Source organism: Bradyrhizobium sp. I1.14.4 (assembly GCF_050435825.1).
Lineage (GTDB): Bacteria > Pseudomonadota > Alphaproteobacteria > Rhizobiales > Xanthobacteraceae > Bradyrhizobium.
Genome location: NZ_JBNDLA010000035.1, coordinates 13,996 through 39,325 on the forward strand (window position 1 = coordinate 13,996; position 25,330 = coordinate 39,325).

General features: G+C 63.4%; 36 protein-coding genes. 4 read left to right on the plus strand and 32 right to left on the minus strand.

From position 1 onward, the window contains the following. The first annotated feature begins 137 nt into the window (after positions 1-137). Positions 138-1,733, plus strand: coding sequence for an OprO/OprP family phosphate-selective porin (locus tag ABIB78_RS35515; protein WP_429033460.1), 1,596 nt, complete (start codon positions 138-140; stop codon positions 1,731-1,733). 72 nt (positions 1,734-1,805) lie between these two features. On the opposite strand, the gene ABIB78_RS35520 is transcribed toward ABIB78_RS35515, so the two are convergent. Next, positions 1,806-2,186, minus strand: coding sequence for a winged helix-turn-helix transcriptional regulator (locus tag ABIB78_RS35520; RefSeq protein ID WP_429033463.1), 381 nt, complete (start codon positions 2,184-2,186; stop codon positions 1,806-1,808). 118 nt (positions 2,187-2,304) lie between these two features. On the opposite strand from ABIB78_RS35520, the gene ABIB78_RS35525 reads away from it, so the two are divergent. The 3 genes from ABIB78_RS35525 to ABIB78_RS35535 all read left to right on the plus strand — a co-directional run bounded on the left by ABIB78_RS35525 (position 2,305) and on the right by ABIB78_RS35535 (position 5,839). Next, a complete protein-coding gene (locus tag ABIB78_RS35525; RefSeq protein ID WP_429033464.1) occupies positions 2,305-3,318 on the plus strand; it encodes a zinc-binding alcohol dehydrogenase family protein in 1,014 nt (337 codons plus the stop codon). A gap of 244 nt (positions 3,319-3,562) precedes the next feature. Next, a complete protein-coding gene (locus tag ABIB78_RS35530) occupies positions 3,563-4,642 on the plus strand; it encodes a phosphotransferase family protein (RefSeq protein ID WP_429033466.1) in 1,080 nt (359 codons plus the stop codon). A gap of 69 nt (positions 4,643-4,711) precedes the next feature. Beyond that, positions 4,712-5,839 carry a hypothetical protein gene (locus ABIB78_RS35535; RefSeq protein WP_429033469.1) on the plus strand — a complete coding sequence of 376 codons (1,128 nt, stop codon included), beginning with the start codon at positions 4,712-4,714 and terminating at the stop codon, positions 5,837-5,839. A gap of 25 nt (positions 5,840-5,864) precedes the next feature. On the opposite strand, the gene ABIB78_RS35540 is transcribed toward ABIB78_RS35535, so the two are convergent. From ABIB78_RS35540 to fusA, 31 genes are all read right to left on the minus strand, one after another. Then, positions 5,865-6,161 carry a DUF1330 domain-containing protein gene (locus tag ABIB78_RS35540; protein ID WP_429033470.1) on the minus strand — a complete coding sequence of 99 codons (297 nt, stop codon included), beginning with the start codon at positions 6,159-6,161 and terminating at the stop codon, positions 5,865-5,867. A gap of 9 nt (positions 6,162-6,170) precedes the next feature. Further along, on the minus strand, positions 6,171-6,965 hold the full coding sequence (locus ABIB78_RS35545; protein WP_429033473.1) for an SDR family NAD(P)-dependent oxidoreductase: 795 nt from the start codon (positions 6,963-6,965) through the stop codon (positions 6,171-6,173). A 132-nt stretch (positions 6,966-7,097) separates the two neighbouring features. Continuing rightward, a complete protein-coding gene (rplQ, locus tag ABIB78_RS35550) occupies positions 7,098-7,514 on the minus strand; it encodes a 50S ribosomal protein L17 (RefSeq protein WP_342728492.1) in 417 nt (138 codons plus the stop codon). Positions 7,515-7,723: 209 nt separating this feature from the next. Then, entirely contained in the window at positions 7,724-8,755 is a 1,032-nt protein-coding gene (locus ABIB78_RS35555) for a DNA-directed RNA polymerase subunit alpha (RefSeq protein WP_420964549.1), read from the minus strand. 117 nt (positions 8,756-8,872) lie between these two features. Next, positions 8,873-9,262: a 30S ribosomal protein S11 gene (gene rpsK / locus ABIB78_RS35560; RefSeq protein ID WP_006021048.1), complete on the minus strand. Its 390-nt coding sequence runs from the start codon at positions 9,260-9,262 to the stop codon at positions 8,873-8,875. A gap of 123 nt (positions 9,263-9,385) precedes the next feature. Then, positions 9,386-9,754, minus strand: a complete 369-nt coding sequence (gene rpsM, locus ABIB78_RS35565) for a 30S ribosomal protein S13 (RefSeq protein WP_429033480.1) — start codon at positions 9,752-9,754, stop codon at positions 9,386-9,388. Positions 9,755-9,944: 190 nt separating this feature from the next. After that, positions 9,945-10,817, minus strand: coding sequence for an adenylate kinase (locus ABIB78_RS35570; protein WP_429033483.1), 873 nt, complete (start codon positions 10,815-10,817; stop codon positions 9,945-9,947). A 71-nt stretch (positions 10,818-10,888) separates the two neighbouring features. Then, on the minus strand, positions 10,889-12,223 hold the full coding sequence (secY, locus tag ABIB78_RS35575; RefSeq protein WP_429033485.1) for a preprotein translocase subunit SecY: 1,335 nt from the start codon (positions 12,221-12,223) through the stop codon (positions 10,889-10,891). A gap of 143 nt (positions 12,224-12,366) precedes the next feature. Further along, positions 12,367-12,852 (minus strand): 50S ribosomal protein L15, encoded by a 486-nt coding sequence (gene rplO, locus ABIB78_RS35580; protein WP_429033488.1) that lies wholly within the window; start codon positions 12,850-12,852, stop codon positions 12,367-12,369. A gap of 21 nt (positions 12,853-12,873) precedes the next feature. Then, positions 12,874-13,065 (minus strand): 50S ribosomal protein L30, encoded by a 192-nt coding sequence (gene rpmD / locus ABIB78_RS35585; protein WP_028335461.1) that lies wholly within the window; start codon positions 13,063-13,065, stop codon positions 12,874-12,876. 41 nt (positions 13,066-13,106) lie between these two features. Then, positions 13,107-13,682: a 30S ribosomal protein S5 gene (rpsE, locus tag ABIB78_RS35590; protein WP_028349043.1), complete on the minus strand. Its 576-nt coding sequence runs from the start codon at positions 13,680-13,682 to the stop codon at positions 13,107-13,109. 57 nt (positions 13,683-13,739) lie between these two features. Beyond that, a complete protein-coding gene (gene rplR / locus ABIB78_RS35595) occupies positions 13,740-14,099 on the minus strand; it encodes a 50S ribosomal protein L18 (protein ID WP_029081760.1) in 360 nt (119 codons plus the stop codon). Between the two features lie 12 nt (positions 14,100-14,111). After that, positions 14,112-14,645 carry a 50S ribosomal protein L6 gene (gene rplF, locus ABIB78_RS35600; RefSeq protein ID WP_092114986.1) on the minus strand — a complete coding sequence of 178 codons (534 nt, stop codon included), beginning with the start codon at positions 14,643-14,645 and terminating at the stop codon, positions 14,112-14,114. Between the two features lie 14 nt (positions 14,646-14,659). Beyond that, the gene (gene rpsH / locus ABIB78_RS35605; protein ID WP_429033492.1) at positions 14,660-15,058 is read right to left on the minus strand and encodes a 30S ribosomal protein S8; all 399 of its coding nucleotides are present in this window, start codon (positions 15,056-15,058) and stop codon (positions 14,660-14,662) included. A gap of 16 nt (positions 15,059-15,074) precedes the next feature. Continuing rightward, entirely contained in the window at positions 15,075-15,380 is a 306-nt protein-coding gene (gene rpsN / locus ABIB78_RS35610; protein ID WP_229165664.1) for a 30S ribosomal protein S14, read from the minus strand. A 46-nt stretch (positions 15,381-15,426) separates the two neighbouring features. Beyond that, positions 15,427-15,984, minus strand: a complete 558-nt coding sequence (gene rplE, locus ABIB78_RS35615; RefSeq protein WP_429033495.1) for a 50S ribosomal protein L5 — start codon at positions 15,982-15,984, stop codon at positions 15,427-15,429. Then, positions 15,977-16,291 (minus strand): 50S ribosomal protein L24, encoded by a 315-nt coding sequence (gene rplX, locus ABIB78_RS35620; protein WP_429033498.1) that lies wholly within the window; start codon positions 16,289-16,291, stop codon positions 15,977-15,979. The genes rplE and rplX overlap by 8 nt, the downstream gene beginning before the upstream one ends. Next, entirely contained in the window at positions 16,291-16,659 is a 369-nt protein-coding gene (gene rplN, locus ABIB78_RS35625) for a 50S ribosomal protein L14 (RefSeq protein ID WP_011473865.1), read from the minus strand. Before rplN ends, rplX begins: the two co-directional genes overlap by 1 nt. Before the next feature lie 75 nt (positions 16,660-16,734). Beyond that, positions 16,735-16,983: a 30S ribosomal protein S17 gene (rpsQ, locus tag ABIB78_RS35630; protein ID WP_050384839.1), complete on the minus strand. Its 249-nt coding sequence runs from the start codon at positions 16,981-16,983 to the stop codon at positions 16,735-16,737. 10 nt (positions 16,984-16,993) lie between these two features. Beyond that, on the minus strand, positions 16,994-17,200 hold the full coding sequence (gene rpmC / locus ABIB78_RS35635) for a 50S ribosomal protein L29 (protein ID WP_024578576.1): 207 nt from the start codon (positions 17,198-17,200) through the stop codon (positions 16,994-16,996). A 5-nt stretch (positions 17,201-17,205) separates the two neighbouring features. Then, complete coding sequence (rplP, locus tag ABIB78_RS35640) at positions 17,206-17,619, minus strand: 50S ribosomal protein L16 (RefSeq protein WP_016843752.1); 414 nt, start codon at positions 17,617-17,619, stop codon at positions 17,206-17,208. A gap of 30 nt (positions 17,620-17,649) precedes the next feature. Then, on the minus strand, positions 17,650-18,351 hold the full coding sequence (gene rpsC / locus ABIB78_RS35645; RefSeq protein ID WP_074126939.1) for a 30S ribosomal protein S3: 702 nt from the start codon (positions 18,349-18,351) through the stop codon (positions 17,650-17,652). A gap of 20 nt (positions 18,352-18,371) precedes the next feature. After that, positions 18,372-18,758 carry a 50S ribosomal protein L22 gene (gene rplV / locus ABIB78_RS35650; protein ID WP_018272136.1) on the minus strand — a complete coding sequence of 129 codons (387 nt, stop codon included), beginning with the start codon at positions 18,756-18,758 and terminating at the stop codon, positions 18,372-18,374. Between the two features lie 10 nt (positions 18,759-18,768). Then, on the minus strand, positions 18,769-19,047 hold the full coding sequence (gene rpsS, locus ABIB78_RS35655) for a 30S ribosomal protein S19 (RefSeq protein ID WP_018272137.1): 279 nt from the start codon (positions 19,045-19,047) through the stop codon (positions 18,769-18,771). 12 nt (positions 19,048-19,059) lie between these two features. Next, positions 19,060-19,893: a 50S ribosomal protein L2 gene (gene rplB / locus ABIB78_RS35660; protein WP_021081655.1), complete on the minus strand. Its 834-nt coding sequence runs from the start codon at positions 19,891-19,893 to the stop codon at positions 19,060-19,062. A 12-nt stretch (positions 19,894-19,905) separates the two neighbouring features. Further along, on the minus strand, positions 19,906-20,205 hold the full coding sequence (locus ABIB78_RS35665) for a 50S ribosomal protein L23 (RefSeq protein WP_016843746.1): 300 nt from the start codon (positions 20,203-20,205) through the stop codon (positions 19,906-19,908). Next, positions 20,202-20,822, minus strand: a complete 621-nt coding sequence (gene rplD, locus ABIB78_RS35670; RefSeq protein ID WP_429033506.1) for a 50S ribosomal protein L4 — start codon at positions 20,820-20,822, stop codon at positions 20,202-20,204. Before rplD ends, ABIB78_RS35665 begins: the two co-directional genes overlap by 4 nt. Position 20,823: 1 nt before the next feature. Continuing rightward, positions 20,824-21,543, minus strand: a complete 720-nt coding sequence (rplC, locus tag ABIB78_RS35675) for a 50S ribosomal protein L3 (protein WP_429033509.1) — start codon at positions 21,541-21,543, stop codon at positions 20,824-20,826. Between the two features lie 54 nt (positions 21,544-21,597). Next, entirely contained in the window at positions 21,598-21,906 is a 309-nt protein-coding gene (rpsJ, locus tag ABIB78_RS35680) for a 30S ribosomal protein S10 (RefSeq protein ID WP_002712302.1), read from the minus strand. A gap of 95 nt (positions 21,907-22,001) precedes the next feature. After that, entirely contained in the window at positions 22,002-23,192 is a 1,191-nt protein-coding gene (gene tuf / locus ABIB78_RS35685) for an elongation factor Tu (RefSeq protein ID WP_092114995.1), read from the minus strand. Between the two features lie 39 nt (positions 23,193-23,231). Then, positions 23,232-25,304 carry an elongation factor G gene (gene fusA / locus ABIB78_RS35690; RefSeq protein ID WP_429033513.1) on the minus strand — a complete coding sequence of 691 codons (2,073 nt, stop codon included), beginning with the start codon at positions 25,302-25,304 and terminating at the stop codon, positions 23,232-23,234. Between the last annotated feature and the right edge of the window lie 26 nt (positions 25,305-25,330).

The window sequence follows — 25,330 nt, forward strand, 5'->3', positions numbered from 1 at the left end:
CCGCTCCGCTTGTTGCCCGCGGACAACAAGCGGAACTGCGATGCCTGGAAGCGCTGTCGTGCGTCAGTCACGATCAGCTCCTAGGACGTTTTCAGTGCGTGAGTGAGTGGGGAATTCAAACACAACAGGGGTGCGCAATGGGTGCGACAAAAGTTGGTGCAATCGCCATAGGGCTGGCAGGGGCGCTCGCCGCCTCGCCGGCTTATTCGCAATCGGCCGGGGGCGGCAGCGACGCGGAAATCGCGCTGCTGAAGCAGCAGCTGAAGATGCTCGAGCAGAAACTCGACAGACTGCAGAAACAGACCAACGCCAACACCGCGACCGCAGCCAGCGCAAACGCCAACGCGAAGGCGGCCGATGCCAAGGCCGCGCGGGTCGCAAGCGCCAACGCCGCGATCCCGGTGAAGGGCCCGGTCGCGCCGTCGGGCGTCGTGGTGACGCTGCCGAACAACCGGCCGACGATCTGCACCGCGGACGAACAGAACTGCGTTGCGATCACGAGCCGCGTGCACTGGGATGTCGGCGGCTACGACTATCGTCCGAACTCCGCGGGCACGTCGCCGCAGAAGCTCGACAGCGGCGAGAACCTCCGCCGCGCCCGCATCGGTATCGTCGGCAAATTCTTCGGCGACTGGAATTACGCGCTGATCTACGACTTCGGCGGCTCGTCCGACGGCTTCGGCGGTGCGGCACCGGGATCGCTGCCGGGCGGCGGCACCTCCGGCGTCGAAAATGCTTATCTGAGCTACACTGGCTTCAAGCCGTTCGGCGGCAAGATGGCGATCGAAGGCGGCATCATGGACATCCCGTGGACGCTGGACGAAGCGACCAGCTCCAACGACATCCTGTTCATGGAGCGCGCCTCGGTCGGCATCATCGCGCAGAACATCGCGGCCGGTGACTTCCGTTCGGGCGCCGGCACCCGCTGGTGGAACGACCAGCTCTGGATCGGCGGCTATGTCACCGGACCGACAACGGGCTCGATCCACTCTGCCTCAAGCGTCTCGCCGGCCGGCACGTCCGAGCAATATGGCGGCGTCATCCGCGTCGCCGGCAATCCGATCAGCGGCAACAACTATTCGGTGCATATCGGCGCCGATGCGGAATGGCTGGTGCAGCCGCCGCGCAACCAGCTCACGCAGGCGCAGACGCTCACGCTCAGCGACCGGCCCGAGCTGCGCATCGATCCAACGACGCTGATCTCGACCGGTGCAATCGCCAACGTCTCAGGCGCGCAGGTCTACGGCGTCGAGGCGGCAGCAACCTATGGCCCGTTCATCGCGCAGGGCGAATATTATTGGTTCAATGTCGACCGTTCTGCAAATACCGGGCTGCCCCCGTTCGGCGCGCCGAGCCTGAAATTCGACGGCGGTTACGCGCAGGTCGGTTACGTGCTGACCGGCGAGAACCACGCCTACAACCCAGCAACGGCCTCCTACGGCGGTATCAAGCCGCACGATCCGTTCTCCCTCGCCGGCGGCTGGGGCGCCTGGGAAATCGCCGGCCGCGTCAGCACGATGAATCTCAACGACCAGGTCGGCCAGGCGGTCGGTGTCGCGGGTGGACGGCAGACCGTCTACACCGCCGCGCTGAACTGGTACGTCAACAACAATGTCCGCTTCATGCTGAACTATTTGCACGGCGACATCGCCAAGCAGGCCTCGGCGACATCGCCTGCGGATGTCGGCTCGAAGTTCGACGCGGTGGCGCTGCGTACGCAGGTCGCCTTCTGACGCGATCTGATCTGTCGTCGACAACAGAAGGCCGGGAGCGACATCGCTCCCGGCCTTCTTCATTTCAAATTGTCAGGCCGCGCGCTTCGCTTTCTTCACAACAACCTCCGGCGCCGGCGCGCAGGACAACCGCTCCTGATGGCCCTCGCCCCAGGCTTTCAGGATATCGATCACCGGGCGCAGGCTCTCGCCGAGTTCGGAGAGCGTGTATTCGACCCGCGGCGGCACCTCGGCGTAGACCTTGCGGATTACGAGCCCATCGTCCTCGAGCGCACGCAGCTGCTTGGTCAGCATGCGCTGGGTGATGCCGGGCATCCGCCGACGCAGCTCGCCGAAGCGCTGGGTGCCGGCCTGCAAATGATACAGGATCACGCCCTTCCATTTGCCGTCGATCAGGTCGAGCGCCGTCTCGACCGCGCAGCCTGGCCGCCGGGCGAAATTCTGCCGTTTCATCGGATATTTCCCAATAGTATACAAACAGGGACTAGTTCCCTGTTTTTACAGTACTTGCCAAAAGGACGCCAGCGCGACAGGTAAGACGGCAGGCAATCGCCCATTACGGAGACCAGCCATGAAGGCCGTCGGATACCAAAAGTCGCTGCCGATCGAGGCGGCGGATTCACTCGTCGATTTCGAGATCGCCAAGCCCGAGCCGAAGGGGCGCGACATCCGCGTCGCGGTCAAGGCCATCTCGGCCAACCCGGTCGACTACAAGGTGCGCAAGCGCGCGGCGCCGACCGACGGAGGATACAAGATCCTCGGTTTCGATGCGGCCGGCGTGGTCGACGCGGTCGGGCCCGACGTCTCCCTCTTCAAGCCCGGCGATGAAGTATTCTACGCGGGCTCGATCCTGCGCCAGGGCACCAATTCGGAATTTCATTTGGTCGACGAGCGCATCGTCGGCAACAAGCCGGCATCTCTGTCGTTCGCGCAGGCGGCCGCCCTGCCCCTGACTTCGATCACCGCGTGGGAGCTGCTGTTCGACCGGCTCGGCGCCGTGGCCGGCAAGAGCCTCGATCCGCGCACGCTGCTGATCACGGGTGGCGCCGGCGGCGTCGGCTCGATCCTGATCCAGCTGGCGCGCCGCCTCACCGGCTTGACCGTGGTTGCGACCGCGACGCGGCCGGAGTCGCGAAAATGGTGCCTCGATCTCGGCGCGCATGCCGTGATCGATCACTCGCAGCCGATGAAGGAGCAGATCGAGCAGCTGAAGCTGCCGCCGGTCGGGCTCGTCGCCAGCCTCACCTTCACCGATCAGCACTACAAGTCGATCGCCGATTTCATCGCGCCGCAGGGCAAGTTCGGCCTGATCGACGATCCGCCGGAGTTCAACGTCGCCGCGTTCAAGGGCAAGGCGGTCTCGGTGCACTGGGAATCGATGTTCACGCGCTCATCGTTCCAGACGCCTGACATGATCGCGCAGCATCATCTGCTCAACGATGTCGCCGACCTCCTCGACAAGGGCGTGCTGCGCACCACGCTCGACCAGACCTTCGGGACCATCAACGCCGCCAACCTCAAGCGCGCCCATGCGCTGCTCGAAAGTGGCAAGTCGCGCGGCAAGATCGTGCTGGAAGGCTGGTAAGGCTGCTGCGCAGGATGGGTTAGCCAAAGGCGTAATCCACCATCCCACCATCAAGGACGGCGGGTTACGCTGACGCTGAGCCGCCCTGCACTGCTCGCGAGATATCCCCACAGGCCCGCGCACGGCTTTTGCCAAAGCCACGACATCGCCTGTATGATTTGCGCAACGATCACCCCGCCCTCAATCCGGCCGTGCAACGCGCGGCTGGAGCGGTGGTGACGCCCACGGGGATGGGAGGAAACCGATGAGTTTGCTCACGGCTGATCCGTCGCGGATCGATCCGGAGTGGATGACGCGGGCGCTGCGCGAAGCCGGTGTGATTGACCAGGTCAGGGTCATCGATCTCGCGTGCAAGCCGGTCGGCAATGGCCTCGTCGGCGACTCCTATCGATTTCGTCTAAGCTATGACGGGGACGAGCCACGCGCGCCTGCAAGCGTCGTCGGCAAATTCCCGGCCGCAGATCCCGACAGCCGCCGTTCCGGTTCCGCGCACACGCTTTACGTCCGCGAGGTCGCGTTCTATCGCGAATTGGCGACCACGGTCGCCATTCACACCCCACGGCCGATCCTCGCCGAAATCGATCCGGCGACCGACGACTTCACACTGATCCTGGAAGATCTGGCACCCGCACGCCCGGGCGATCAGCTCGCCGGATGCTCGATCGCCGACAGCCGGACAGCGATGACCGAGGCCGCGGCGTTGCATGCGCCGCGATGGAACGACCCGAGCCTCGATGCGGTACAATGCTTCGTGGTGGCCGCAAGCCGGCGCAGAGACCTTCGCGCGGTGCTGCCCGGCATCATCGGTCACTACAAGGAACGGTATCGCGGCGTGATCGAGCCGGAATTTTTGGCGTTGATCGACAGGCTTCCGGACGCGATACCGCGCTACCAGTCCGATCGATCGGCGCCGCGAACGCTGCAGCATGCGGACTTCCGGCTCGACAACATGCTGTTCGACGTACGCGGCAACACCCGTCCAATGGCGACGCTGGACTGGCAGACCCTGACGGTGGGTCCGGGCATCGTCGACGTGGCCTATTTTCTGTCGGCCGGCATCGATCCGTCCGAACGGCGGCTTCAAGAAGCCGATCTGGTGCGGTTCTATCATTCGGAGCTGATCCGTCGCGGCGTGCGGGACTATGGCTGGGATGATTGCTGGCGGGATTACCGGCGCTACACGCTGCACGGAATCATGATGGGCGTCGTCTCCGCACTCAGCGTCCAGCGTTCCGAGCGCGGTGACGCGCTGTTCCTGAAAATGACCCGTGGCGCCTGCGCGCAAGCACTGGATCACAACAGTTTTTCATACTGGCAGGACTAGAGCGTTTTCGAGCGAAGTTGATACCGGTTCGCATGAAAGAAACGCGTTCGGACATCGAAAGGGATCGACGTGCTCAACAAACTTGACGACTTCCCCATCCACCAGACGCCGGAGCCGATCGCGGTTCCCTCGACCAGCGACCGCAATGTCTATGATCGGACCTGGTTCAATGGCTATACCGCCGACGGCGCGTATTATTTCGGCATCGGCATCGCGATCTACCCGCACCGCAAGATCCTCGATTGCGCCTTCAGCGTCGTGGAGCGCGGCGGACGGCAGCATTGCTTCTACGGTTCGCGCCGGGCGCCGCTCGAGCGGACCGAGATGCAGGTCGGCCCGTTCAGGCTCGAGGTCATCGAACCGATGCTGCGGACCCGAGTCGTGCTCGACGACAATGCGACAGGCCTCGCCTGCGACCTGACCTTCTCCGCGCGCACGGCCGCGATCCAGGAAGCGCGCCAGACGCTTTGGTCGGGCGACCGCCGCGCCATGGATTCGACCCGGTTCGACCAGTTCGGCCGCTGGCGCGGCGTCGTGCGTCACCCCGACGGCGAGATCAAGGTCGACGATCACACGTGCTACGGCACCAAGGATCGCTCCTGGGGCGTGCGCAGTGTCGGCGAACGCGATGTCGGAGGCGCGCCGATGCCGCCGCCGAGCGTGTTCTTTCTCTGGGCGCCACTGGTCTGGAACGACCACATCTCGCACGCCATCTTCTTCGACGGGACGCATGGCGAGGCGCTGGTCCGCGAGGGCATCACCGCCCCGCTCTACCAGAGCGAGGCTGATATACCCGGCGCCGTCGACGGCCGCGACCGCCGCATGGCGACCGCGCGGCACCGCGTGACCTACGTGCCGAACACGCGTCTGGCGCAGTCGGCTGAAATCGACCTCGTCGACATCGACGGCCACACCTCGACCATCGCGCTCGACCCGATCCTCAAATTCCAGATGAAGGGCCTCGGCTACGGTCATCCGCAATGGGGCCAGGGCATGTGGAAGGGAGAGCTGGAGTTCGGCGGCGAGTCGTTCGATCCGATGAGGCTCGACCCGCTGGCCCGCGAGAACGTGCACGTGCAACAGGTGGTGCGCGCCCGCCAGGGCAGCCAGACGGGAATTGGCGTTCTGGAGCAATTGTGCTTCGGCCCCTACAGCCCCTCGGGCTTCAGCGAATTCCTCGACGGGGCCAAAGGCTAGCTTGCGCCGGCGGCAGAGGAGCGGCTTAAACCGGCGGCACGCCCTCGACGAACATCAGCCGGCGGTCGAGCGCCGTTCGCCGATGCTTGAGCGCCTCGGCATATTCCGGTGACGCGTACCACTCGCGCAGGCGCGTCATGGACGGAAATTCGACGACGATGATGTTCTTCAGCGGCGGTCCGCCTTCAACCACATCGGCAGCACCGCCGCGCACGAGATAGCGCTCGCCATATTGCGCGATGGCCTTGGCGGCGATCGTGCGATAAGTCTCGAAACCTGCGGCCTCCTTCACGTCGACCTCGGAAATTACATAGGCTGACATGGCCGCACCTCACGCGATCGTATTGACGATGCCGCCCTCGGCACGCAGCGCGGCGCCGTTGGTCGCGGATGCCTGCCTGGAGCAGACATAGACCACGAGATTGGCGATCTCCTCGGTGCTGGCAAAGCGCTGCAACAGTGAACTCGGCCGGTGCTGCTTGACGAAGTTGGAGGCCGCCTCCTCGACCGACTGGCCGTTCTGCTTCGCGAGATCCTTGACGAAGGTCTCGACGCCCTCGGACATGGTCGGTCCGGGCAGTACGGAGTTAACGGTCACAGCGGTGCCGCGGGTCAGCTGCGCGAGCCCGCGGGCGATCGCAAGCTGCGCGGTCTTGGTCATTCCGTAATGGATCATCTCGGTCGGGATGTTCAGGCCTGATTCTGAGGAGATGAAAACGATGCGGCCCCAGTTGCGCTTCAGCATGCCCTGCATATAGCCGCGCGACAGCCGCACGCCCGACATCACGTTGACCTCGAAGAAGCGGCTCCAGTCCTCGTCGGGAATGTCGAAGAAAGCCTTCGGCTCGAAGATGCCGGCATTGTTGACGAGGATGTCGACGTCGGGCAGCGCCGCGAGCAAAGCCTTGCAACCGGCCGATGTCGAGACGTCGGCGGCGATGCCGCGGACCTTCGCGCCTGGCACCGCTTTGGTGATCGCGGCAATCGCCGCGTCGACCTTGGCCTGACCGCGGCCATTGACCACGACTTCGGCGCCGGTCGCGGCCAGCCCCTTAGCGATGGCGTTGCCGATGCCCGCCGTGGAGCCGGTTACCAGCGCAGTCTTTCCGGAAAGGTCGATTTTCATGAGAGGGCTCCTGTCGGTTGTGTGGGAGATATTTGGGCCTCACGGCGCTACCGCAACCACGGCACGGCAGATGCGCAAAACAAAAACGGCGCCCGAAGGCGCCGTTTTCAAAAACCTGGGCTCGAGACCGGCTTACGCCGCCTCGGCTTCCTTGTCCTGGGTCGGACCGGAGTCCTGGCCCTTGGCATCGACGTCGCGGTCGACGAACTCGATCACGGCCATCGCCGCGTTGTCGCCGTAGCGGAAGCCGGCCTTGATGATGCGGGTGTAGCCGCCCTGGCGGTCCTTGTAGCGGGTCGCCAGCGTATCGAACAGCTTCCTGACCTGGTCGAGGTCGCGCAGCTCCGAGATCGCCTGGCGGCGCAGCGCCAGCCCGCCCTTCTTGCCGAGGGTGACGAGCTTCTCGACGATCGGCCGCAGCTCCTTGGCCTTCGGCAGCGTGGTGACGATCTGCTCGTGCTTGATCAGGGCTGCCGCCATGTTGGCGAACATCGCACGCCGATGCTCGGCGGTGCGGTTGAGCTTCCGATGAACCTTGCCGTGACGCATTGACTTCTTCCTTCTTCAATTCTGCCGCGGTGGTTCAGCGACAAGTTTGCAGGTGGGCATCCTGCGTTCGCCCGCAAAAGCGCCCTAACGCGCTTTTGCTACTTTGTTTGGCATGATCCTCGTCGGAAAACCGCTGCGCACTTTTCCGGGATCGTGCGGCATTAAAAAATCGTGGCCGGAGATTTTCCGGCCACGACGGTGAAATCGGATCAGTAGTGATCCTCGAAGCGCTTGGCGAGCTCGTCGATGTTCTCCGGCGGCCAGCCCGGCACTTCCATGCCGAGGTGCAGACCCATCTGGGCCAGCACTTCCTTGATCTCGTTCAGCGACTTGCGGCCGAAGTTCGGGGTGCGGAGCATTTCCGCTTCCGACTTCTGCACGAGGTCGCCGATGTAGACGATATTGTCGTTCTTCAGGCAGTTCGCCGAACGCACCGACAACTCGAGCTCGTCGACTTTCTTGAGGAACGCCGGGTTGAACGCGAGATCGGGGATGATCTCCTGCGTCACTTCCTTGCGCGGCTCTTCGAAGTTGACGAACACGTTGAGCTGATCCTGCAGGATGCGCGCAGCGTAGGCCACTGCGTCCTCCGGCGTGATCGCGCCGTTGGTCTCGATCGTCATGGTCAGCTTGTCGTAGTCGAGGATCTGGCCCTCACGGGTGTTCTCGACCTTGTAGGAGACCTTGCGGACCGGCGAGAACAGGCTGTCGACCGGGATCAGGCCGATCGGGGCATCCTCGGGACGGTTGCGCTCGGCGGCGACATAGCCCTTGCCGGTCGCGACCGTGAACTCCATGCGAATCTCGGCGCCATCGTCCAGCGTGCAGAGCTGGAGGTCGGGGTTAAGCACGGTGACATCGCCGACGGTCTGGATGTCGCCGGCGGTGACGGCGCCCGGCCCCTGCTTCTTCACGACCATGCGCTTCGGGCCTTCGCCCTGCATCTTGATCGAGATGTCCTTGATGTTGAGCACCATGTCGGTGACGTCTTCACGGACACCGGCGATCGAGGAGAACTCGTGCAGCACGCCGTCGATGTGCACCGATTGCACCGCTGCGCCCTGCAGCGAGGACAACAGGATGCGGCGCAGCGCGTTGCCGAGCGTCTGGCCGAAGCCGCGCTCGAGCGGTTCGGCGACCACAGTGGCGAACCGGCTCGCGTCCGAGCCCGGCGTCACCTGCAGCTTGTTCGGTCTAATGAGTTCTTGCCAATTTTTCTGGATCGTCACTTGTTCACCCATGTGCCAGTCGTCGGGCCCGTCGAATGGCCGAACCTGGCGTTGGAGATCGCGGAGCACTCCGCGCGGTCAATTCCAAAAACGATCGCGGGGCGGCAGATCGCCGCCCGCGACGACAGATCAAACGCGCCGACGCTTGCGCGGACGGCAGCCGTTGTGCGGGATCGTGGTCACGTCGCGGATCGAGGTGACGGTGAAACCCGCAGCCTGCAGCGCGCGGAGCGCCGACTCACGGCCCGAACCCGGGCCGGCCACTTCAACTTCCAGCGTGCGCATGCCGTGTTCCTGCGCCTTCTTGGAGACGTCTTCGGCCGCAACCTGCGCGGCATAGGGGGTCGACTTGCGCGAGCCCTTGAAGCCCATGGTGCCGGCCGACGACCAGGCGATGGTGTTGCCCTGCGCGTCGGTGATGGTGATGGTCGTGTTGTTGAACGACGAATTCACGTGCGCGATGCCGGAGGCGATGTTCTTACGTTCGCGGCGGCGTACGCGGGTGGCTTCCTTGCCCATTTCAAACCTTTCCTGTGATCTCAAGCGCCGCCGTAGTGCCAGCGGCTACACCTCAAAAAGCGATTAGCGAATGGCGAGCAGCGAATAGAACTATTCGCCACCCACTATTCGCTATTCGCCAAATTACTTCTTCTTGCCGGCGATCGCCTTGGCCGGCCCCTTGCGCGTGCGCGCATTGGTGTGGGTGCGCTGGCCGCGCACCGGCAGACCGCGGCGATGACGCAGGCCGCGATAGCAGCCGAGGTCCATCAGCCGCTTGATGTTGATGCCGACCTCGCGACGGAGATCGCCCTCGACCATGTAGTCGCGGTCGATGACTTCGCGGATTTGCAGGACCTCCTGGTCGCTCAACTGGTTGACGCGACGGTCCACGGGGATCTTGACCTTCTCCATGATGTCGGCGGCGTTCTTCTGGCCGATGCCATGGATGTACTGAAGCGCGATCAGGACGCGCTTGTTGGTAGGAATGTTGACGCCGGCAATACGGGCCACGGACTTCTCTCCTATCGCCGATCCATCACGGATACGGGCTTCTCAAGTTCTTGCTCTCTCGGGCTTGTGTCCACAAACGCGAACACGACGCCCTTCCCCTCATGTCCTTCGGGGCCCGGCATCGTCATAAAACTATCCAACGTGGATGCGAGGCTTATTAAAGGATTCATGTCGGTTTCGTCAACCGCTCCTAGCGTTTAGCTCGCTTTTTCGTAAGCTTTTTTGCGGTCTTTTTGGCGGCTTTTGCACCCTTACGGGCATTCGCGGCGCTGGCGGCCCTCTTTGCAGCCCTCTTGGCCGGCCTCTTTGCAGTCTTCTTGGCCGCCTTGGCCCTGGAGACCGCCTTCCGGGCCGATTTGGCGGGCTTTTTGGCCGATTTACCTACCACCTTCCTGATCGTCTGCTTCGCGGTCTTCTTGGCCGTCCGGGAGGCCTTCGAGGCGCTCTTGGACTCCTCGTCCTCCTTCGGTTCCAGCGCGCCGAGCGCAGTCAGGATCCGATTAATCTCGCGAGTCACGTGCTCGATGGTCATCATGCCATCGACGGTCAGGAGCTTCCGCCGCTCCGAATAGTAGTGAATCAGCGGTTCCGTGAGCGAGCGGTACTGCGCCAAGCGCTTGGTCAGCACTTCGGGGGTGTCGTCGAGGCGCACTTCCTCGCCGCGCGCGCGGGTTTCCTCGGCGCGCTTCTCAACGCGGGCGAGCAGCGCGCTCTCGTTGACGCGCAGCTCAACAACGGCGTCGAGCTTGAGGTGCTTTCTCTTGAGAAGCTCGTCCAGGGCCTCGGCCTGCGGCACGGTGCGCGGGAAACCGTCGAGAATGAAGCCCTTCTTGGCGTCGGGCTCCTCGATCCGGTCGGCAATGATTCCAACCACGACCTCGTCGGGAACCAGGCCGCCATTGGCCATGATCTCCTTGGCCTGCAAGCCGACCGGCGTGCCCGCGGCAACCGCGGCGCGCAGCATCTCGCCGGTCGAGAGCTGAACGATGCCATGCCGGTGCACCAGCCGCTGCGCCTGGGTTCCCTTGCCCGAGCCCGGCGGCCCCAAAAGGATCAATCTCATATCGGTTTCGCCCCCCGGCTAGGTGGGCGACGTCCGCACACCTGTGTTTTGAGTTTGAAGCCGCGCCGCGATCAGCGGCGGCGGCCTCCCCTGAGCTTCGACTTTCTGATCAGCCCTTCATACTGATGGGCGAGCAGATAGCCCTGCACCTGCGACACCGTATCCATCGTCACGCTGACGACGATCAGGAGCGAGGTGCCACCAAAGTAGAACGGCACCGAAGCGTAGGAAATCAGAATTTCAGGAATCAGGCAGACGATCGCCAGATACACCGCGCCAAGCACCGTGACGCGCGACAGCACGTAGTCGATGTATTCGGCGGTGCGCTCACCGGGCCGGATGCCCGGAATGAAGCCGCCGTGCTTCTTCAGATTGTCCGCGGTCTCGGTCGGGTTGAACACGATCGCGGTGTAGAAGAAGGCGAAGAACACGATCAGCGCCAGATAGAGCAGCAAGAACAGCGGACGACCGTGGCTGAGCTGGGTGGTCAGCCACTGGAACCACTCCGGCCCCTTGCCGGCGTTGAAGTTCGCGACCGTGGTCGGCAGCAGCAGCAGCGACGAGGCGAAGATCGGCGGAATCACGCCCGAGGTGTTGAGCTTGAGCGGCAGATGCGAGGACTGGCCCTCGAACATCTTGTTGCCGACCTGGCGCTTCGGATACTGGATCAAGAGCCGGCGCTGCGCACGCTCCATGAACACGATGAAGGCGATCACGGCGACCGCCATCACGATGACGATCAGGATCAGGCCGGTCGACATCGCGCCCTGGCGGCCGAGTTCCAGCATGTTGGCGAGCGCCGACGGCAGCTCGGCGACGATGCCGGACAGGATGATCAGCGAGATGCCGTTGCCGATGCCGCGCGAGGTGATCTGCTCGCCGAGCCACATCAGGAACATGGTGCCGCCGGTCAGCGTGATCGCGGTCGAGATCCGGAAGAACATGCCGGGGTCGCTGACGACATTGCCGGCGCCTTCGAGGCCGATCGCGATGCCATAGGACTGGAACAGCGCCAGGATCACCGTCAGGTAGCGGGTGTACTGGTTCAGCGTCTTGCGGCCCGCCTCACCTTCCTTCTTGAGCGCCTCGAGCTGCGGCGACACGGTAGTCAACAGCTGCACGATGATCGATGCCGAAATGTACGGCATGATGTTCAGCGCGAAGATCGCCATGCGGTGGATGCCGCCGCCGGCGAACATGTTGAACATGCCGAGGATGCCGCCGGACTGGCTGCGGAACACCTGCTCCCAGATGTTGGGGTCGATGCCCGGCAGCGGGATGTAGGTGCCGAGCCGATAAACAAGCAGCGCACCCAGGGTGAACCAGATGCGCTTCTTCAGCTCGTCGGCCTTCGCCAGCTGTCCGAAATTCAGGTTGGCGGCAAGTTGTTCGGCTGCTGAGACCATGTTCGGCTTTCTCCCGGAGCCCCGTTCGCCGGCGCCCCCTCTGGGCAGCCGGCAGACACCGGACATTATCTGGTGCTCGGCCTCGATAAGTCCATCATTCGATCTGCGGATGCCCGCGCAGGCCGCGGGCAATGACGCAGATGTTACGCCGCCTCGCCGTCTTCCTTGGCGGGGGCCAGGATCTTGACCGAACCGCCGGCCTTCTCGACCGCGGCAATGGCCGACTTGGAAGCGCCGTGCACTTCGATGGTCAGCTTGGTCTTGATCTCGCCGCGGCCGAGCAGCCGCAGACCGTCCTTGGCGCGGCGCAGCACGCCGGCCTTCACCAGCGTTTCGGCGTTCACCGTCGCGCCGGTATCGACCAGCTTGTTGTCGATCGCTTCCTGCAGACGGTCGAGATTGATCTCGGCGAAGTCGAGCCGGAAGATGTTGTTGAAGCCGCGCTTCGGCAGACGGCGATGCATCGGCATCTGGCCGCCTTCGAAACCCTTGATGCGGACACCCGAACGCGCGGTCTGGCCTTTGCCGCCGCGGCCCGAGGTCTTGCCCTTGCCGGAACCGATGCCACGGCCGACACGCATGCGCTTCTTGCGCGAGCCGGCGTTGTCGGCGATATCGCTGAGCTTCATCGCCCTTCTCCTTATCTCTGCTTACTCGCCGACGACGCGGACGAGATGCTGAACCTTGCTGATCATGCCGCGAACTTCAGGGGTATCCTGCAGTTCGGCAACCCGGCCGATCTTGTTGAGCTTGAGGCCGATCAGCGTCGAACGCTGCGAGTGATGGCGGCGGATTGCGCTGCCGATCTGCTCGACCTTGATGGTCTTGCTGGCCTTGGCCATGACAGTAACTCCAAATAGCGCGCTGGCTAATCGCGCGGGGGTTATTCCGCCACCACTTCGGCGTCGCCGCCGACGCGGCGCGACTGCAGGGTGGAGACCTTGATGTTGCGGCGTGCAGCCACCGAGCGCGGCGAATCCTGATGCTTCAGCGCGTCGAAGGTCGCGCGAACCATGTTGTAGGGATTCGACGAGCCGATCGACTTCGCCACCACGTCCTGGATACCGAGCGTCTCGAACACCGCGCGCATCGGACCGCCGGCGATGATGCCGGTACCGGCCGGAGCGGCACGCAGATAGACGCGGCCAGCGCCGTGACGGCCGGCGATGTCGTGATGCAGCGTACGGCCCTCACGAAGCGCGACGCGCGTCAGGTTACGCTTCGCCGACTCGGTCGCCTTGCGGATCGCCTCCGGCACCTCGCGCGCCTTGCCGTGGCCGAAACCGACCCGGCCCTTCTGGTCGCCGATCACGACCAGCGCCGCAAAGCCGAAGCGCTTGCCGCCCTTGACGACCTTCGCCACGCGATTGATGTGGACGAGCTTGTCGACGAACTCGCTGTCGCGCTCTTCGCGATCCCTGCTCCGTTCGCGTCCGCCGCGTTCGCGTTCACCTGCCATGGTGTTTTCCAATCTCTAGGAGGCCCAAGCCTCTTTCCTTGTAATCGTTCGATTCGTTTAGAAGCTCAATCCGCCTTCGCGCGCCGCATCCGCGAGCGCCTTGACGCGCCCGTGATAGATGTAGGCGCCGCGATCGAACACGACTTCCTTGACACCCTTCTGCGCCGCGCGCTCCGCGAGCAGCTTGCCGACCGCCTTCGCCGCATCGATGTCGGCGCCGGTCTTGCCGGCGTCGCGCAGGTTTTTCTCCAGCGACGAGGCGGACGCGAGCGTCTCGCCCTTCTGGTCGTCGATGACCTGGGCGTAGATGTGCTTGGACGAGCGGAACACCGACAGCCGCGGACGGCCGCCTGCCGAACGGCGAAGCGCAAGACGCACGCGCTGCTTGCGCCGGGCATTCGTAACCTTGAGTGACATGACCGGCTCCGTTTACTTCTTCTTGCCTTCCTTGCGGAAGATGAATTCGTTGGCGTACTTCACGCCCTTGCCCTTGTAGGGCTCCGGCGGACGGTAGGCGCGGATCTCGGCGGCGACCTGGCCGACGCGCTGCGGATCGTTGCCGGTGATCGTGATCTCGGTCGGCTTCGGCACCGCGATGGTGATGCCTTCCGGGATCGCGTAGACCACGTCGTGGCTGTAGCCGAGCGCGAGCTGCAGGTTCTTGCCCTGCATCGCGGCGCGGTAACCGACGCCGGTGATCTCGAGCTTCTTCTCGAAGCCCTTGGTGACGCCCTCGACGAGGTTGGCGACCTGGGCGCGCGCGGTGCCGTACATCGCCTGCGCGCGGTTGGTCTTGACGCGCGGAGCGACCTTGACCTGGCCGTTCTCGAACTTCACCTCGACGTCGTCATGCACGACGAACTGAAGCTGGCCCTTCGGCCCCTTCACCTTCACCGTCTGGCCCTCGACGCTTGCCGTGACACCCGACGGGATCGCCACCGGCCTTTTGCCGATACGTGACATCGCAAATTCCTTCCTCAGAACACCGTGAAGAGAACTTCGCCGCCCACGTTGGCGTCGCGCGCCTCGTGGTCAGCCATGATTCCCTTCGGCGTCGACAACACCGAAATGCCGAGACCGTTGTTCACCCGCGGCAGGTTCTTCACCGAGGCGTAAACACGACGGCCGGGCTTCGAGACGCGCTCGATCTCGCGGATCACCGGCTCGCCGTCGAAATATTTCAGCTCGATCTCGAGCTCGCTGCGGCCGGACGCATGCTCGACGCTGGCGTAGCCGCGGATGTAACCCTCGGTCTTCAGCACCTCGAGCACGTTGGCGCGCATCTTCGAACCGGGGGTCGAGACCTTGGACTTCGAACGCATCTGCGCATTGCGGATGCGGGTGATGAGATCGCTGATCGGATCGTGCGTAGACATTTTTCCGACCCTCCCCTTACCAGCTCGACTTCACGAGGCCGGGAACCAGGCCCTTGGAGCCGAGTTCACGCAGCGCGATGCGCGAGAGCTTGTTCTTGCGATAGTTCGAGCGCGGACGCCCGGTCAGCTCGCAGCGGTTGCGGATGCGGGTCGCCGACGAGTTGCGCGGCATCTCGGCGAGTTTCAGCGTTGCCGCGAAGCGCTCTTCCATCGGCTTGGTCTTGTCGGCGATGATCGCCTTCAGCTTCGCACGCTGCGGAGCGGCGTTCTTCGCCATCCGCTTGCGCCGGTTATTCTTCTCGATCGAACTCTTCTTTGCCATGCTTGGCTCCTGGGTATCCGCGTTTGAGTGGCTTTGGCTCAGCTACTCACTGCCGGAACGGGAAATTGAAAGCGGTCAACAAGGCACGCGCCTCGTCGTCGGTCTTGGCGGTGGTGCAGACCGTGATGTCCATGCCACGCGCTTCCGAGACCTTGTCGAAGTCGATCTCGGGGAAAATGATGTGCTCCTTGATGCCCAGCGAATAGTTGCCGCGGCCGTCGAAGCTCTTCGGGTTCAGGCCGCGGAAGTCGCGGACGCGGGGCAGCGCCACGTTCACCAGGCGGTCGATGAACTCGTACATATGGGTCTTGCGCAGCGTGACCTTGCAGCCGATCGGCTGATTCTCGCGCAGCTTGAAGGTCGCGATCGCGATCCGCGAATAGGTCACGATCGCCTTCTGGCCGGCGATCTGGCTCAGCTCGGCAGCGGCGGTCTCGGCCTTCTTGCGGTCGTTGACGGAATCGCCGACGCCCATGTTGAGCACGACCTTGTCGAGGCGCGGCACCTGCATCACGTTGGCATAACCGAACTTCTCGGTCATCATGCCGCGGATCTTCTTGTCATACTCCGCGCGCAGGCGCGGCGTGTAAGCTGTATCAGCCATCGATCTCTGCTCCCGAGCTCTTGGCAACACGAACCTTCTTGCCATCGGCCTGAATCTTGAACCCAATGCGGGTCGGCTTTCCGTCCTTGCCGACATACGCAATGTTGGACAGGTCGATCGGCATCTCCTTGGAGATGATGCCGCCTTCCTGGGTCTGGCTCTGCTTCTGGTGACGCTTCACCATGTTGATGCCGCGAACGAGAGCCTTGTTGTCGTCCGGACGCACCTCGAACACCTCCCCGGTGCGACCCTTGTCGCGGCCGGTGAGCACCATCACCTTGTCACCCTTGCGGATCTTGGCAGCCATCACAGCACCTCCGGCGCAAGCGAAATGATCTTCATGTGGTTCTTGGCGCGCAGCTCGCGCGGCACCGGGCCGAAGATACGGGTACCGACCGGCTCCGACTGATTGTTGATCAGCACGGCGGCGTTGCGGTCGAAACGGATGACCGAACCGTCGGCGCGGCGGATGTCCTTGCGGACCCGGACCACGACGGCCTTCATCACGTCGCCCTTCTTCACCTTGCCACGCGGAATGGCTTCCTTGATCGACACAACGATAACGTCGCCCACGGTGGCATAGCGGCGCTTGGAACCTCCAAGAACCTTGATGCACATGACACGGCGTGCGCCTGAATTATCGGCCACGTCGAGGTTGGTCTGCATCTGAATCATTGATGCACCTCGTCCTCTTTCTGCGCTTTAGCGCGCCCAAAATTTCCCTGAATTTCCTCGGCCAGGCCGAGATAATCAGGCCGTTTTCTTGTGTTCGCCCCGGACCACGGTCCAGCGCTTCAGCTTCGAGATCGGCTTCGATTCCTCGATCCAGACCATGTCGCCCGGCTTGAACTGGCTGTTCTCGTCGTGCGCGTGGTAGTTCTTGGAACGGCGGATCGTCTTCTTGTAGATCGGATGGGTGAAGCGGCGGTCGACGCGCACCACGATCGTCTTGGCTTGCTTGTCGCTGACGACCACGCCCTGCAGAGTACGTTTCGGCATAGCTGGCCCCTTACTTCTTCTTCGCGCGCTGCTGCGCGGCGATGGTCTTGATACGAGCGATATCGCGGCGGGCTTCCCGCATCCGCGACGTGTTCTCCAGCTGCCCGGTGGCGCGCTGGAAACGCAGGTTGAAGCGTTCCTTCTTCAGGTTAAGGACCGCGTCTTCCCGCTGGTCGTCGCTCATCGCGCGAATGTCTTCAACTTTCATCTCGGCCATGGCGATTACTCCGCAATGCGCGCAACGAAGCGCGTCTTGATCGGCAGCTTGGCGGCGGCGAGCGACAGCGCTTCCTTGGCGGTCTGCACCGGCACGCCGTCGATCTCGAACATCACGCGGCCCGGCTTGATCCGGACCACCCACAATTCCGGCGCGCCCTTGCCGGAGCCCATGCGGACTTCGGCGGGCTTCTTCGACACCGGCACGTCCGGGAACACGCGGATCCAGACGCGGCCGGCGCGCTTCATGTGACGGGTCAGCGCGCGGCGGGCGGCTTCGATCTGACGGGCGGTGACGCGCTCAGGCTCCATCGCCTTGAGGCCGAACTGGCCGAACGCCAACGTCGCGCCAGAGGTCGCAACGCCGTGGATACGGCCCTTATGCGCCTTCCGGAACTTCGTTTTCTTAGGTTGCATCATGGCTGTAAGCCCTCAAATTCCTGCTTTGCCTCAAGCGGCGTCGCGGCGCGAACGCGGCGCATTGTCGCCCTCGGCCATCTTCTTGTCCTGGGCCATCGGGTCGTGCTCGAGGATCTCGCCCTTGAAGATCCAGACCTTGACGCCGCAGGTGCCGAAGGTCGTGAACGCGGTGGCAACGCCGTAGTCGACGTCGGCGCGCAGGGTGTGCAGCGGCACGCGACCTTCGCGGTACCACTCCATGCGCGCGATTTCGGCGCCGCCGAGACGGCCCGAGCAGTTGATGCGGATGCCCTCGGCACCGAGACGCATCGCCGACTGCACGGCGCGCTTCATGGCGCGGCGGAACGCAACACGGCGCTCGAGCTGCTGGGCGATCGATTCAGCGACCAGGGTCGCGTCGAGCTCCGGCTTGCGGATTTCGACGATGTTGATCACGACGTCCGACGAGGTGATGTCGGCAACCTTCTTGCGCAGCTTGTCGATGTCGGCGCCCTTCTTGCCGATCACGACGCCCGGACGGGCCGAGTGGATCGTCACGCGGCACTTCTTGTGCGGACGCTCGATCACGATGCGGGCGACGGCCGCCTGCTTGAGCTCCTTGTGCAGGATCTCGCGGATCTTGACGTCCTCGTGCAGGAGCTTGCCGTATTCCTGCTTGCCGGCGAACCAACGGGAGTCCCAGGTCCGGTTGATGCCGAGACGCAGCCCGATTGGATTGATCTTTTGACCCATCGTCTTCTCCTGCGCCCTTCTTAGGCGCTTGCCTCGGCCTCGACCTGACGAACCACGATGGTCAGGTGCGAGAACGGTTTGAACACACGGCCCGAACGGCCACGGCCGCGCGGAGCAAAACGCTTCATCACGATGCCGTTGCCGACATGCGCCTCGGCAACGACGAGATCGTCGACATCGAGGTCATGGTTGTTCTCGGCATTGGCGATCGCCGATTCCAGGCACTTCTTGACGTCGACTGCGATCCGCTTGCGCGAGAACTGCAGGTCGGCGAGCGCAGCCGAAGCCTTGCGGCCGCGGATCAGCTGCGCCACCAGGTTGAGCTTCTGCGGGCTGACGCGCAGCATGCGGGCGACGGCCTTGGCCTCATTGTCCGCGAGGCTACGTTCGCGCTTTGGTTTGCTCATCGTCTAATCCTCAAGCCTTCTTGGCTTTCTTGTCGCCCGAGTGGCCGTGGAAGGTCCGGGTCGGCGAGAACTCGCCGAACTTGTGACCCACCATTTCCTCGTTGATCGCCACCGGCACATGCTTCTGGCCGTTGTAGACACCGAAGGTCAGGCCGACGAACTGCGGCAGGATGGTGGAGCGGCGGCTCCAGATCTTGATGACGTCGTGACGGCCGGACGCGCGCGCGGCATCTGCCTTCTTGAGCAGAGAACCCTCGACGAACGGGCCTTTCCAGACTGAACGAACCATGTCCGGCGTTCCTTACTTCTTCCGCTTGTGGCGGCTGAGGAGAATGAATTTGTTGGTCGACTTGTTGGTGCGGGTCTTCTTGCCCTTGGTCGGCTTGCCCCACGGAGTGACCGGGTGACGACCGCCCGAGGTACGACCTTCACCACCGCCGTGCGGGTGATCGATCGGGTTCATGACGACGCCGCGGTTATGCGGACGCCAGCCGAGCCAGCGGGTACGACCGGCCTTGCCGATCGAGATGTTCATGTGATCCGGGTTCGAGACCGCGCCGATCGTGCCGCGGCAACGGCCGTGCACGAGACGCTGCTCGCCCGAGTTCAGGCGGACGATCACGTAGTCCTGGTCGCGGCCGACGATCTGGGCATAGGTGCCGGCCGAACGCGCCAGCTGGCCGCCTTTGCCGATCTTCAGCTCGATGTTGTGCACGATCGTGCCGACCGGCATGTTGCCGAGCGGCATGACGTTGCCCGGCTTCACGTCGACATAGTTGCCGGCAACGACGGTGTCGCCCGCCGCCAGACGCTGCGGTGCCAGGATGTAAGCCAGCTCGCCGTCCTGATACTTGATCAACGCGATGAACGCGGTGCGGTTCGGATCGTACTCCAGCCGCTCCACGACCGCCGGCATGTCCACCTTGTCGCGGCGGAAGTCGACGGTGCGGTAGGCCTTCTTGTGGCCGCCGCCGCGGAAACGCACGGTGATGCGACCGGTGTTGTTGCGACCGCCATTGCCGAGCTTGCCCTCGGTCAGGGTCTTCACCGGCTTGCCCTTGTAGAGCGCCGAACGATCGACCATGACCAGCTGGCGCTGGCCCGGCGTCGTGGGATTGTAGGTTTTCAATGCCATCGTCGTTGCGCCTTATAGTCCGGTAGTCACGTCGATGCGGTGGCCCTCTTCAAGGGTCACGATCGCGCGCTTGGTGTCCGACTGCGAGCCGAGATTGCCGCGGAACACCTTGGTCTTGCCCTTGCGAACGAGAGTGTTGACGCTCTTCACCTTGACGTCGAACAGCTTCTCGACCGCTTCCTTGATCTGCGGCTTGGTGGCCTTGCCGGCGACCTTGAACAGCACCTTGTTGTGCTCGGAGGCGAGTGTCGCCTTTTCCGTCACGACAGGGGAGATGATGACGTCGTAGTGGCGCGGATCGATGTTCTTCATTTGAAGCGCGCCTCCAGCGCATCAACCGCAGCCTTGGTCAGCACCAGCTTCTGGCGGCGGAGAATGTCGTAGACGTTGATGCCCTGGATCGGCAGCACGTCGATGTTCGGGATGTTGCGGGCCGCGGTCGCGAAACCGACGTTCAGCTCGGCGCCGTCGATGATCAGCGCGTTGGTGAGCCCGAGGCCGGAGAAGTGACCGAGCAGCGCCTTGGTCTTGGCTTCCTTGACGGCGGCAGAGTCGATCACGACAAGCCCGCCGTCCTTGGCCTTGGCCGACAGCGCGTGCTTCAGCGCCAGCGCACGCACCTTCTTCGGCAGGTCGGTCGCATGGGAGCGAACCACCGGACCGAACGCACGGCCACCGCCGCGGAACTGCGGCACGCGGGCCGAGCCGTGACGGGCGCCGCCGGTGCCCTTCTGCTTGTACATCTTCTTGCCGGTGCGCCAGACGTCGGCGCGGCCCTGGGTCTTGTGGGTGCCGGCCTGGCGCTTGTTGAGCTGCCACTGCACGCAACGCTGGATAATATCCTTGCGCGGCTCAAGACCGAAGATCTCGTCCGACAGCTGAACCGAGCCAGCTTCCTTGCCTTCAAGGGTGGTGACTTTCAGTTCCATCTCACACGCCCTCCTTCTCGGCCGCAGCCTCGGCAGCCTCGCCGCCGGCAACCTTGAACTTGCCGGGCTTCGGCGCTTCCTTCGGAAGCGGCTTCTTCACCGCATCGCGCACCGAGATCCAGCCGCCCTTGGAGCCGGGAACGGCGCCTTCGACGAGGATCAGGCCGCGCTCGACGTCGGTCGAAACCACCCGCAGATTGAGCGTGGTGATGCGGTCGACGCCCATGTGACCGGGCATCTTCTTGTTCTTGAAGGTCTTGCCCGGATCCTGACGGCCGCCAGTCGAACCGATCGAACGGTGCGAGACCGACACACCGTGGGTGGCGCGCAGACCGCCGAAATTCCAGCGCTTCATGCCGCCGGCAAAGCCCTTACCGATCGAGGTGCCGGTCACGTCGACAAACTGGCCGACCACGAAATGGTCCGCCTGGATTTCAGCGCCGACCGGGATCAGCGCGTCCTCGGACACGCGGAATTCGGCGACCTTGCGCTTCGGTTCGACCTTGGCGACCGCGAACTGGCCGCGTTCGGCCTTGGGCATGTACACGGTCTTGCGGGCGCCCGAGCCGAGCTGAAGAGCGACGTAGCCGTTCTTCTCGGTCGTGCGGTGGCCCAGCACCTGGCAGTTGCCCAACTTCAGCACGGTCACAGGGATATGCTCGCCGGTCTCCGTAAAGACCCGCGTCATCCCGACCTTTTGTGCGATCACTCCGGAGCGCATCGGCGTGCTTCCTGTCTTTCTGTCCGCAAGCGGCGGACGTAAAAATCCAAAACCTTAGAGCTTGATCTCGACGTCGACACCGGCGGCCAGGTCGAGCTTCATCAGTGCATCGACGGTCTGCGGGGTCGGGTCGACAATGTCGAGAAGGCGCTTGTGAGTGCGCATCTCGAATTGCTCGCGGCTCTTCTTGTCAACGTGCGGCGAACGGTTGACGGTGAACTTCTCGATGCGGGTCGGCAGCGGAATCGGTCCGCGAACCTGCGCACCGGTGCGCTTCGCCGTGTTCACGATCTCACGGGTCGACGTATCGAGGATTCGATGGTCGAACGCCTTGAGACGGATGCGAATGTTTTGGCCGTTCATTGCCGTATCTCTTTCTTCGTCGCTCAATTAGCGAATAGCGAGTGGTGAGCGGCGGGTGGACGAACCCACCCGCTGCAACCTTGACTGATCCACCCTTACTCGATGATGGCGGCGACGACGCCGGCGCCGACGGTGCGGCCGCCTTCGCGGATCGCGAAGCGCAGCTTCTCTTCCATCGCGATCGGCACGATCAGGTGCACTTCCATCGCGATGTTGTCGCCCGGCATCACCATCTCGGTGCCTTCGGGCAGGTGCACAACGCCGGTCACGTCGGTGGTGCGGAAGTAGAACTGCGGACGATAGTTGGTGAAGAACGGGGTGTGACGACCGCCCTCTTCCTTGGTGAGGATGTAGGCCTCAGCCTTGAACTTGGTGTGCGGCTTGACCGAACCGGGCTTGCACAGCACCTGGCCACGCTCGACTTCCTCGCGCTTGGTGCCACGAAGCAGCGCACCGATGTTGTCGCCGGCCTGGCCCTGATCGAGCAGCTTGCGGAACATTTCGACGCCGGTGACGATGGTCTTCTGGGTGTCGCGGATACCGACGATCTCGATTTCCTCGCCGACCTTGATCACGCCGCGCTCGACACGGCCGGTGACGACGGTGCCGCGGCCCGAGATCGAGAACACGTCTTCAACCGGCATCAGGAACGGCTGGTCGATCGGACGCTCCGGCTGCGGAATGTACTCGTCGACATTCTTCATCAACTCGAGGATGGCGTCGTGGCCGAGCGTCTTGTCCTTGTCTTCGAGGGCGGCGAGCGCCGAGCCCTTGATGATCGGGATCTTGTCGCCCGGGAATTCGTACTTCGAGAGCAGCTCGCGGACTTCGAGCTCGACGAGCTCGAGGAGCTCCGGATCGTCGACCATGTCGCACTTGTTGAGGAACACGACGAGCGCGGGCACGCCGACCTGGCGGGCGAGCAGGATGTGCTCGCGGGTCTGCGGCATCGGGCCGTCAGCAGCCGACACGACCAGGATCGCGCCGTCCATCTGGGCAGCACCGGTGATCATGTTCTTCACGTAGTCGGCGTGGCCGGGGCAGTCGACGTGAGCGTAGTGGCGGTTCTTCGTCTCGTACTCGACGTGAGCGGTCGAGATCGTGATGCCGCGCGCCTTCTCTTCCGGCGCCTTGTCGATCTGGTCGTAGGCGGTGAACGTCGCGCCGCCGGTTTCTGCGAGCACCTTGGTGATCGCTGCGGTCAGCGAGGTCTTGCCATGGTCGACGTGACCGATGGTGCCGATGTTGCAGTGGGGCTTGTTACGTTCGAATTTAGCTTTGGCCATTTGACTCTCCGTTCAATCGTTGACTGCCATCAACGACAATCAGGCAAACTTCTTCTGGACTTCAGCCGACACGTTCGCCGGAGCTTCGGCATAGTGATCGAACTGCATTGTGAAGGTCGCGCGACCCTGGCTCATCGAGCGCAGGTTGTTCACGTAACCGAACATGTTCATGAGCGGCACCATCGCATTGATGACGTTGGCGTTGCCGCGCATGTCTTGACCCTGGATCTGGCCGCGCCGGGAATTCAGGTCGCCGATGACCGAGCCGGTGTAGTCTTCCGGGGTCACCACCTCGACCTTCATGATCGGCTCGAGCAGAACGGACTTGCCCTTCGTCAGCGCCTCGCGGAACGCAGCCCGCGATGCGATTTCGAACGCCAGCGCCGACGAGTCGACGTCGTGATACTTGCCATCGACCAGCTGCACCTTGACGTCCACCACCGGGAAGCCGGCAACGACGCCGGAGCCCATCACGCTGTTGAGGCCCTTTTCGACGCCGGGGATGTATTCCTTCGGAACCGCACCGCCGACGATCTTCGATTCGAACTCATAGCCCTTGCCGGGCTCGTTCGGCTCGACGACGATCGACACTTCGGCGAACTGACCGGTACCGCCGGTCTGCTTCTTGTGCGTGTACTTGACCTCGGCCTTCTTGGTCACGCGCTCGCGGAATGCCACCTGCGGCGCGCCGATGTTGGCATCGACCTTGTAGGTGCGCCTGAGAATGTCGACCTTGATGTCGAGATGGAGCTCGCCCATGCCCTTGAGAATGGTCTGTCCGGACTCCTGGTCGGTCGACACGCGGAAAGACGGATCTTCCGCGGCGAGCTTGGCAAGCGCCACGCCGAGCTTTTCCTGATCGGCCTTCGACTTCGGCTCGATCGCGATCTCGATCACCGGCTCCGGGAATTCCATCTTCTCGAGGATGACCGGCTTGTCGGGATCGCACAGCGTGTCACCGGTGCGCGCTTCCTTCAGGCCAGCCAGCGCGACGATGTCGCCGGCATAGGCTTCCTTGATGTCTTCGCGGTTGTTCGCATGCATCAGCAGCATGCGGCCGATACGCTCTTTCTTCTCGCGGGTCGAGTTCACCACGCCGGTGCCCGACTGCAGCACGCCGGAATAGATGCGGCAGAACGTGATGGTGCCGACGAAAGGATCGTCCATGATCTTGAACGCGAGCAGCGCCAGCGGCTCCTTGTCGTCCGCCTTGCGCACGACTTCGTTGCCGTCATCGTCGGTACCCTTGATCGCGGGCACGTCGATCGGCGACGGCAGGTAGTCGACGACGGCGTCGAGCAGCGGCTGCACGCCCTTGTTCTTGAACGCGGAGCCGCACAGCACGGGATAGAACGCACCGGTCAGCACGGCCTTGCGGATCAGGCGCTTCAGGGTCGCCTCGTCCGGCTCCTTGCCGTCGAGGAACGCAGCCAGGGCGTCGTCGTCGAGCTCGACGGCGGCTTCCACCATCTTCTCGCGATATTCCTTGGCCTGCTCGACCAGGTCTTCCGGGATGTCGACATAGTCGAACTTGGCGCCCAGCGATTCATCGTTCCAGACGATGCCCTTCATCTTCACGAGGTCGACGAGACCCTTGAAGTTGTTCTCGGCACCGATCGGCAGCTGGATCGCGATCGGCTTGGCGCCGAGGCGGTCAACGATGTCGGCCAGGCACTTGAAGAAGTCGGCACCGGTCTTGTCCATCTTGTTGGCGAAGACGATGCGCGGAACCTTGTACTTGTCGCCCTGGCGCCAGACGGTCTCGGTCTGCGGTTCGACGCCCTGGTTGGAATCGAGAACGCAAACGGCGCCGTCGAGCACGCGCAGCGAACGCTCGACCTCAATGGTGAAGTCGACGTGGCCGGGAGTGTCGATGATGTTCAGGCGCTTGCCGTTCCAGAACGCGGTGGTCGCAGCGGAGGTGATCGTGATGCCACGCTCCTGCTCCTGCTCCATCCAGTCCATCGTCGCGGCACCTTCGTGCACTTCGCCGATCTTATGGCTCTTGCCGGTGTAATACAGGATGCGCTCGGTGGTCGTGGTCTTGCCGGCGTCGATATGCGCCATGATACCGAAGTTGCGGTAGTCCTCGATGGCATGTTGGCGGGGCATGAGACTGTTCCTTAAATTCCGTTATT

Coding starts and splice junctions, on each gene's coding strand:
- rpsJ (WP_002712302.1), bottom strand. CDS start 21,906: ATGAACGGCCAAAACATTCGCATCCGTCTCAAGGCGTTCGACCATCGA.
- rpsN (WP_229165664.1), bottom strand. CDS start 15,380: ATGGCAAAGAAGAGTTCGATCGAGAAGAATAACCGGCGCAAGCGGATG.
- ABIB78_RS35520 (WP_429033463.1), bottom strand. CDS start 2,186: ATGAAACGGCAGAATTTCGCCCGGCGGCCAGGCTGCGCGGTCGAGACG.
- rpmC (WP_024578576.1), bottom strand. CDS start 17,200: ATGGCCGAGATGAAAGTTGAAGACATTCGCGCGATGAGCGACGACCAG.
- ABIB78_RS35530 (WP_429033466.1), top strand. CDS start 3,563: ATGAGTTTGCTCACGGCTGATCCGTCGCGGATCGATCCGGAGTGGATG.
- ABIB78_RS35555 (WP_420964549.1), bottom strand. CDS start 8,755: ATGGGTGAACAAGTGACGATCCAGAAAAATTGGCAAGAACTCATTAGA.
- rpmD (WP_028335461.1), bottom strand. CDS start 13,065: ATGGCCAAGGCCAGCAAGACCATCAAGGTCGAGCAGATCGGCAGCGCA.
- rplF (WP_092114986.1), bottom strand. CDS start 14,645: ATGTCACGTATCGGCAAAAGGCCGGTGGCGATCCCGTCGGGTGTCACG.
- tuf (WP_092114995.1), bottom strand. CDS start 23,192: ATGGCCAAAGCTAAATTCGAACGTAACAAGCCCCACTGCAACATCGGC.
- rpsC (WP_074126939.1), bottom strand. CDS start 18,351: ATGGGTCAAAAGATCAATCCAATCGGGCTGCGTCTCGGCATCAACCGG.
- ABIB78_RS35540 (WP_429033470.1), bottom strand. CDS start 6,161: ATGTCAGCCTATGTAATTTCCGAGGTCGACGTGAAGGAGGCCGCAGGT.
- rplB (WP_021081655.1), bottom strand. CDS start 19,893: ATGGCATTGAAAACCTACAATCCCACGACGCCGGGCCAGCGCCAGCTG.
- rpsK (WP_006021048.1), bottom strand. CDS start 9,262: ATGGGCAAGGAAGCCACCCGCGTACGCCGCCGCGAACGTAAGAACATC.
- rpsH (WP_429033492.1), bottom strand. CDS start 15,058: ATGTCTACGCACGATCCGATCAGCGATCTCATCACCCGCATCCGCAAT.
- ABIB78_RS35570 (WP_429033483.1), bottom strand. CDS start 10,817: ATGAGATTGATCCTTTTGGGGCCGCCGGGCTCGGGCAAGGGAACCCAG.
- ABIB78_RS35525 (WP_429033464.1), top strand. CDS start 2,305: ATGAAGGCCGTCGGATACCAAAAGTCGCTGCCGATCGAGGCGGCGGAT.
- rplX (WP_429033498.1), bottom strand. CDS start 16,291: ATGGCTGCCAAGATCCGCAAGGGTGACAAGGTGATGGTGCTCACCGGC.
- rplC (WP_429033509.1), bottom strand. CDS start 21,543: ATGCGCTCCGGAGTGATCGCACAAAAGGTCGGGATGACGCGGGTCTTT.
- ABIB78_RS35545 (WP_429033473.1), bottom strand. CDS start 6,965: ATGAAAATCGACCTTTCCGGAAAGACTGCGCTGGTAACCGGCTCCACG.
- rplD (WP_429033506.1), bottom strand. CDS start 20,822: ATGGAACTGAAAGTCACCACCCTTGAAGGCAAGGAAGCTGGCTCGGTT.
- fusA (WP_429033513.1), bottom strand. CDS start 25,304: ATGCCCCGCCAACATGCCATCGAGGACTACCGCAACTTCGGTATCATG.
- ABIB78_RS35665 (WP_016843746.1), bottom strand. CDS start 20,205: ATGAAGAACATCGATCCGCGCCACTACGACGTCATCATCTCCCCTGTC.
- rplO (WP_429033488.1), bottom strand. CDS start 12,852: ATGAAGCTCAGCGATATCGCCGACAACGCCGGCTCGCGCAAGAAGCGC.
- rplE (WP_429033495.1), bottom strand. CDS start 15,984: ATGGCTGATACAGCTTACACGCCGCGCCTGCGCGCGGAGTATGACAAG.
- rplQ (WP_342728492.1), bottom strand. CDS start 7,514: ATGCGTCACGGCAAGGTTCATCGGAAGCTCAACCGCACCGCCGAGCAT.
- rplR (WP_029081760.1), bottom strand. CDS start 14,099: ATGTCACTCAAGGTTACGAATGCCCGGCGCAAGCAGCGCGTGCGTCTT.
- rplN (WP_011473865.1), bottom strand. CDS start 16,659: ATGATTCAGATGCAGACCAACCTCGACGTGGCCGATAATTCAGGCGCA.
- ABIB78_RS35515 (WP_429033460.1), top strand. CDS start 138: ATGGGTGCGACAAAAGTTGGTGCAATCGCCATAGGGCTGGCAGGGGCG.
- secY (WP_429033485.1), bottom strand. CDS start 12,223: ATGGTCTCAGCAGCCGAACAACTTGCCGCCAACCTGAATTTCGGACAG.
- rplP (WP_016843752.1), bottom strand. CDS start 17,619: ATGATGCAACCTAAGAAAACGAAGTTCCGGAAGGCGCATAAGGGCCGT.
- rpsE (WP_028349043.1), bottom strand. CDS start 13,682: ATGGCAGGTGAACGCGAACGCGGCGGACGCGAACGGAGCAGGGATCGC.
- rplV (WP_018272136.1), bottom strand. CDS start 18,758: ATGAGCAAACCAAAGCGCGAACGTAGCCTCGCGGACAATGAGGCCAAG.
- rpsQ (WP_050384839.1), bottom strand. CDS start 16,983: ATGCCGAAACGTACTCTGCAGGGCGTGGTCGTCAGCGACAAGCAAGCC.
- rpsS (WP_018272137.1), bottom strand. CDS start 19,047: ATGGTTCGTTCAGTCTGGAAAGGCCCGTTCGTCGAGGGTTCTCTGCTC.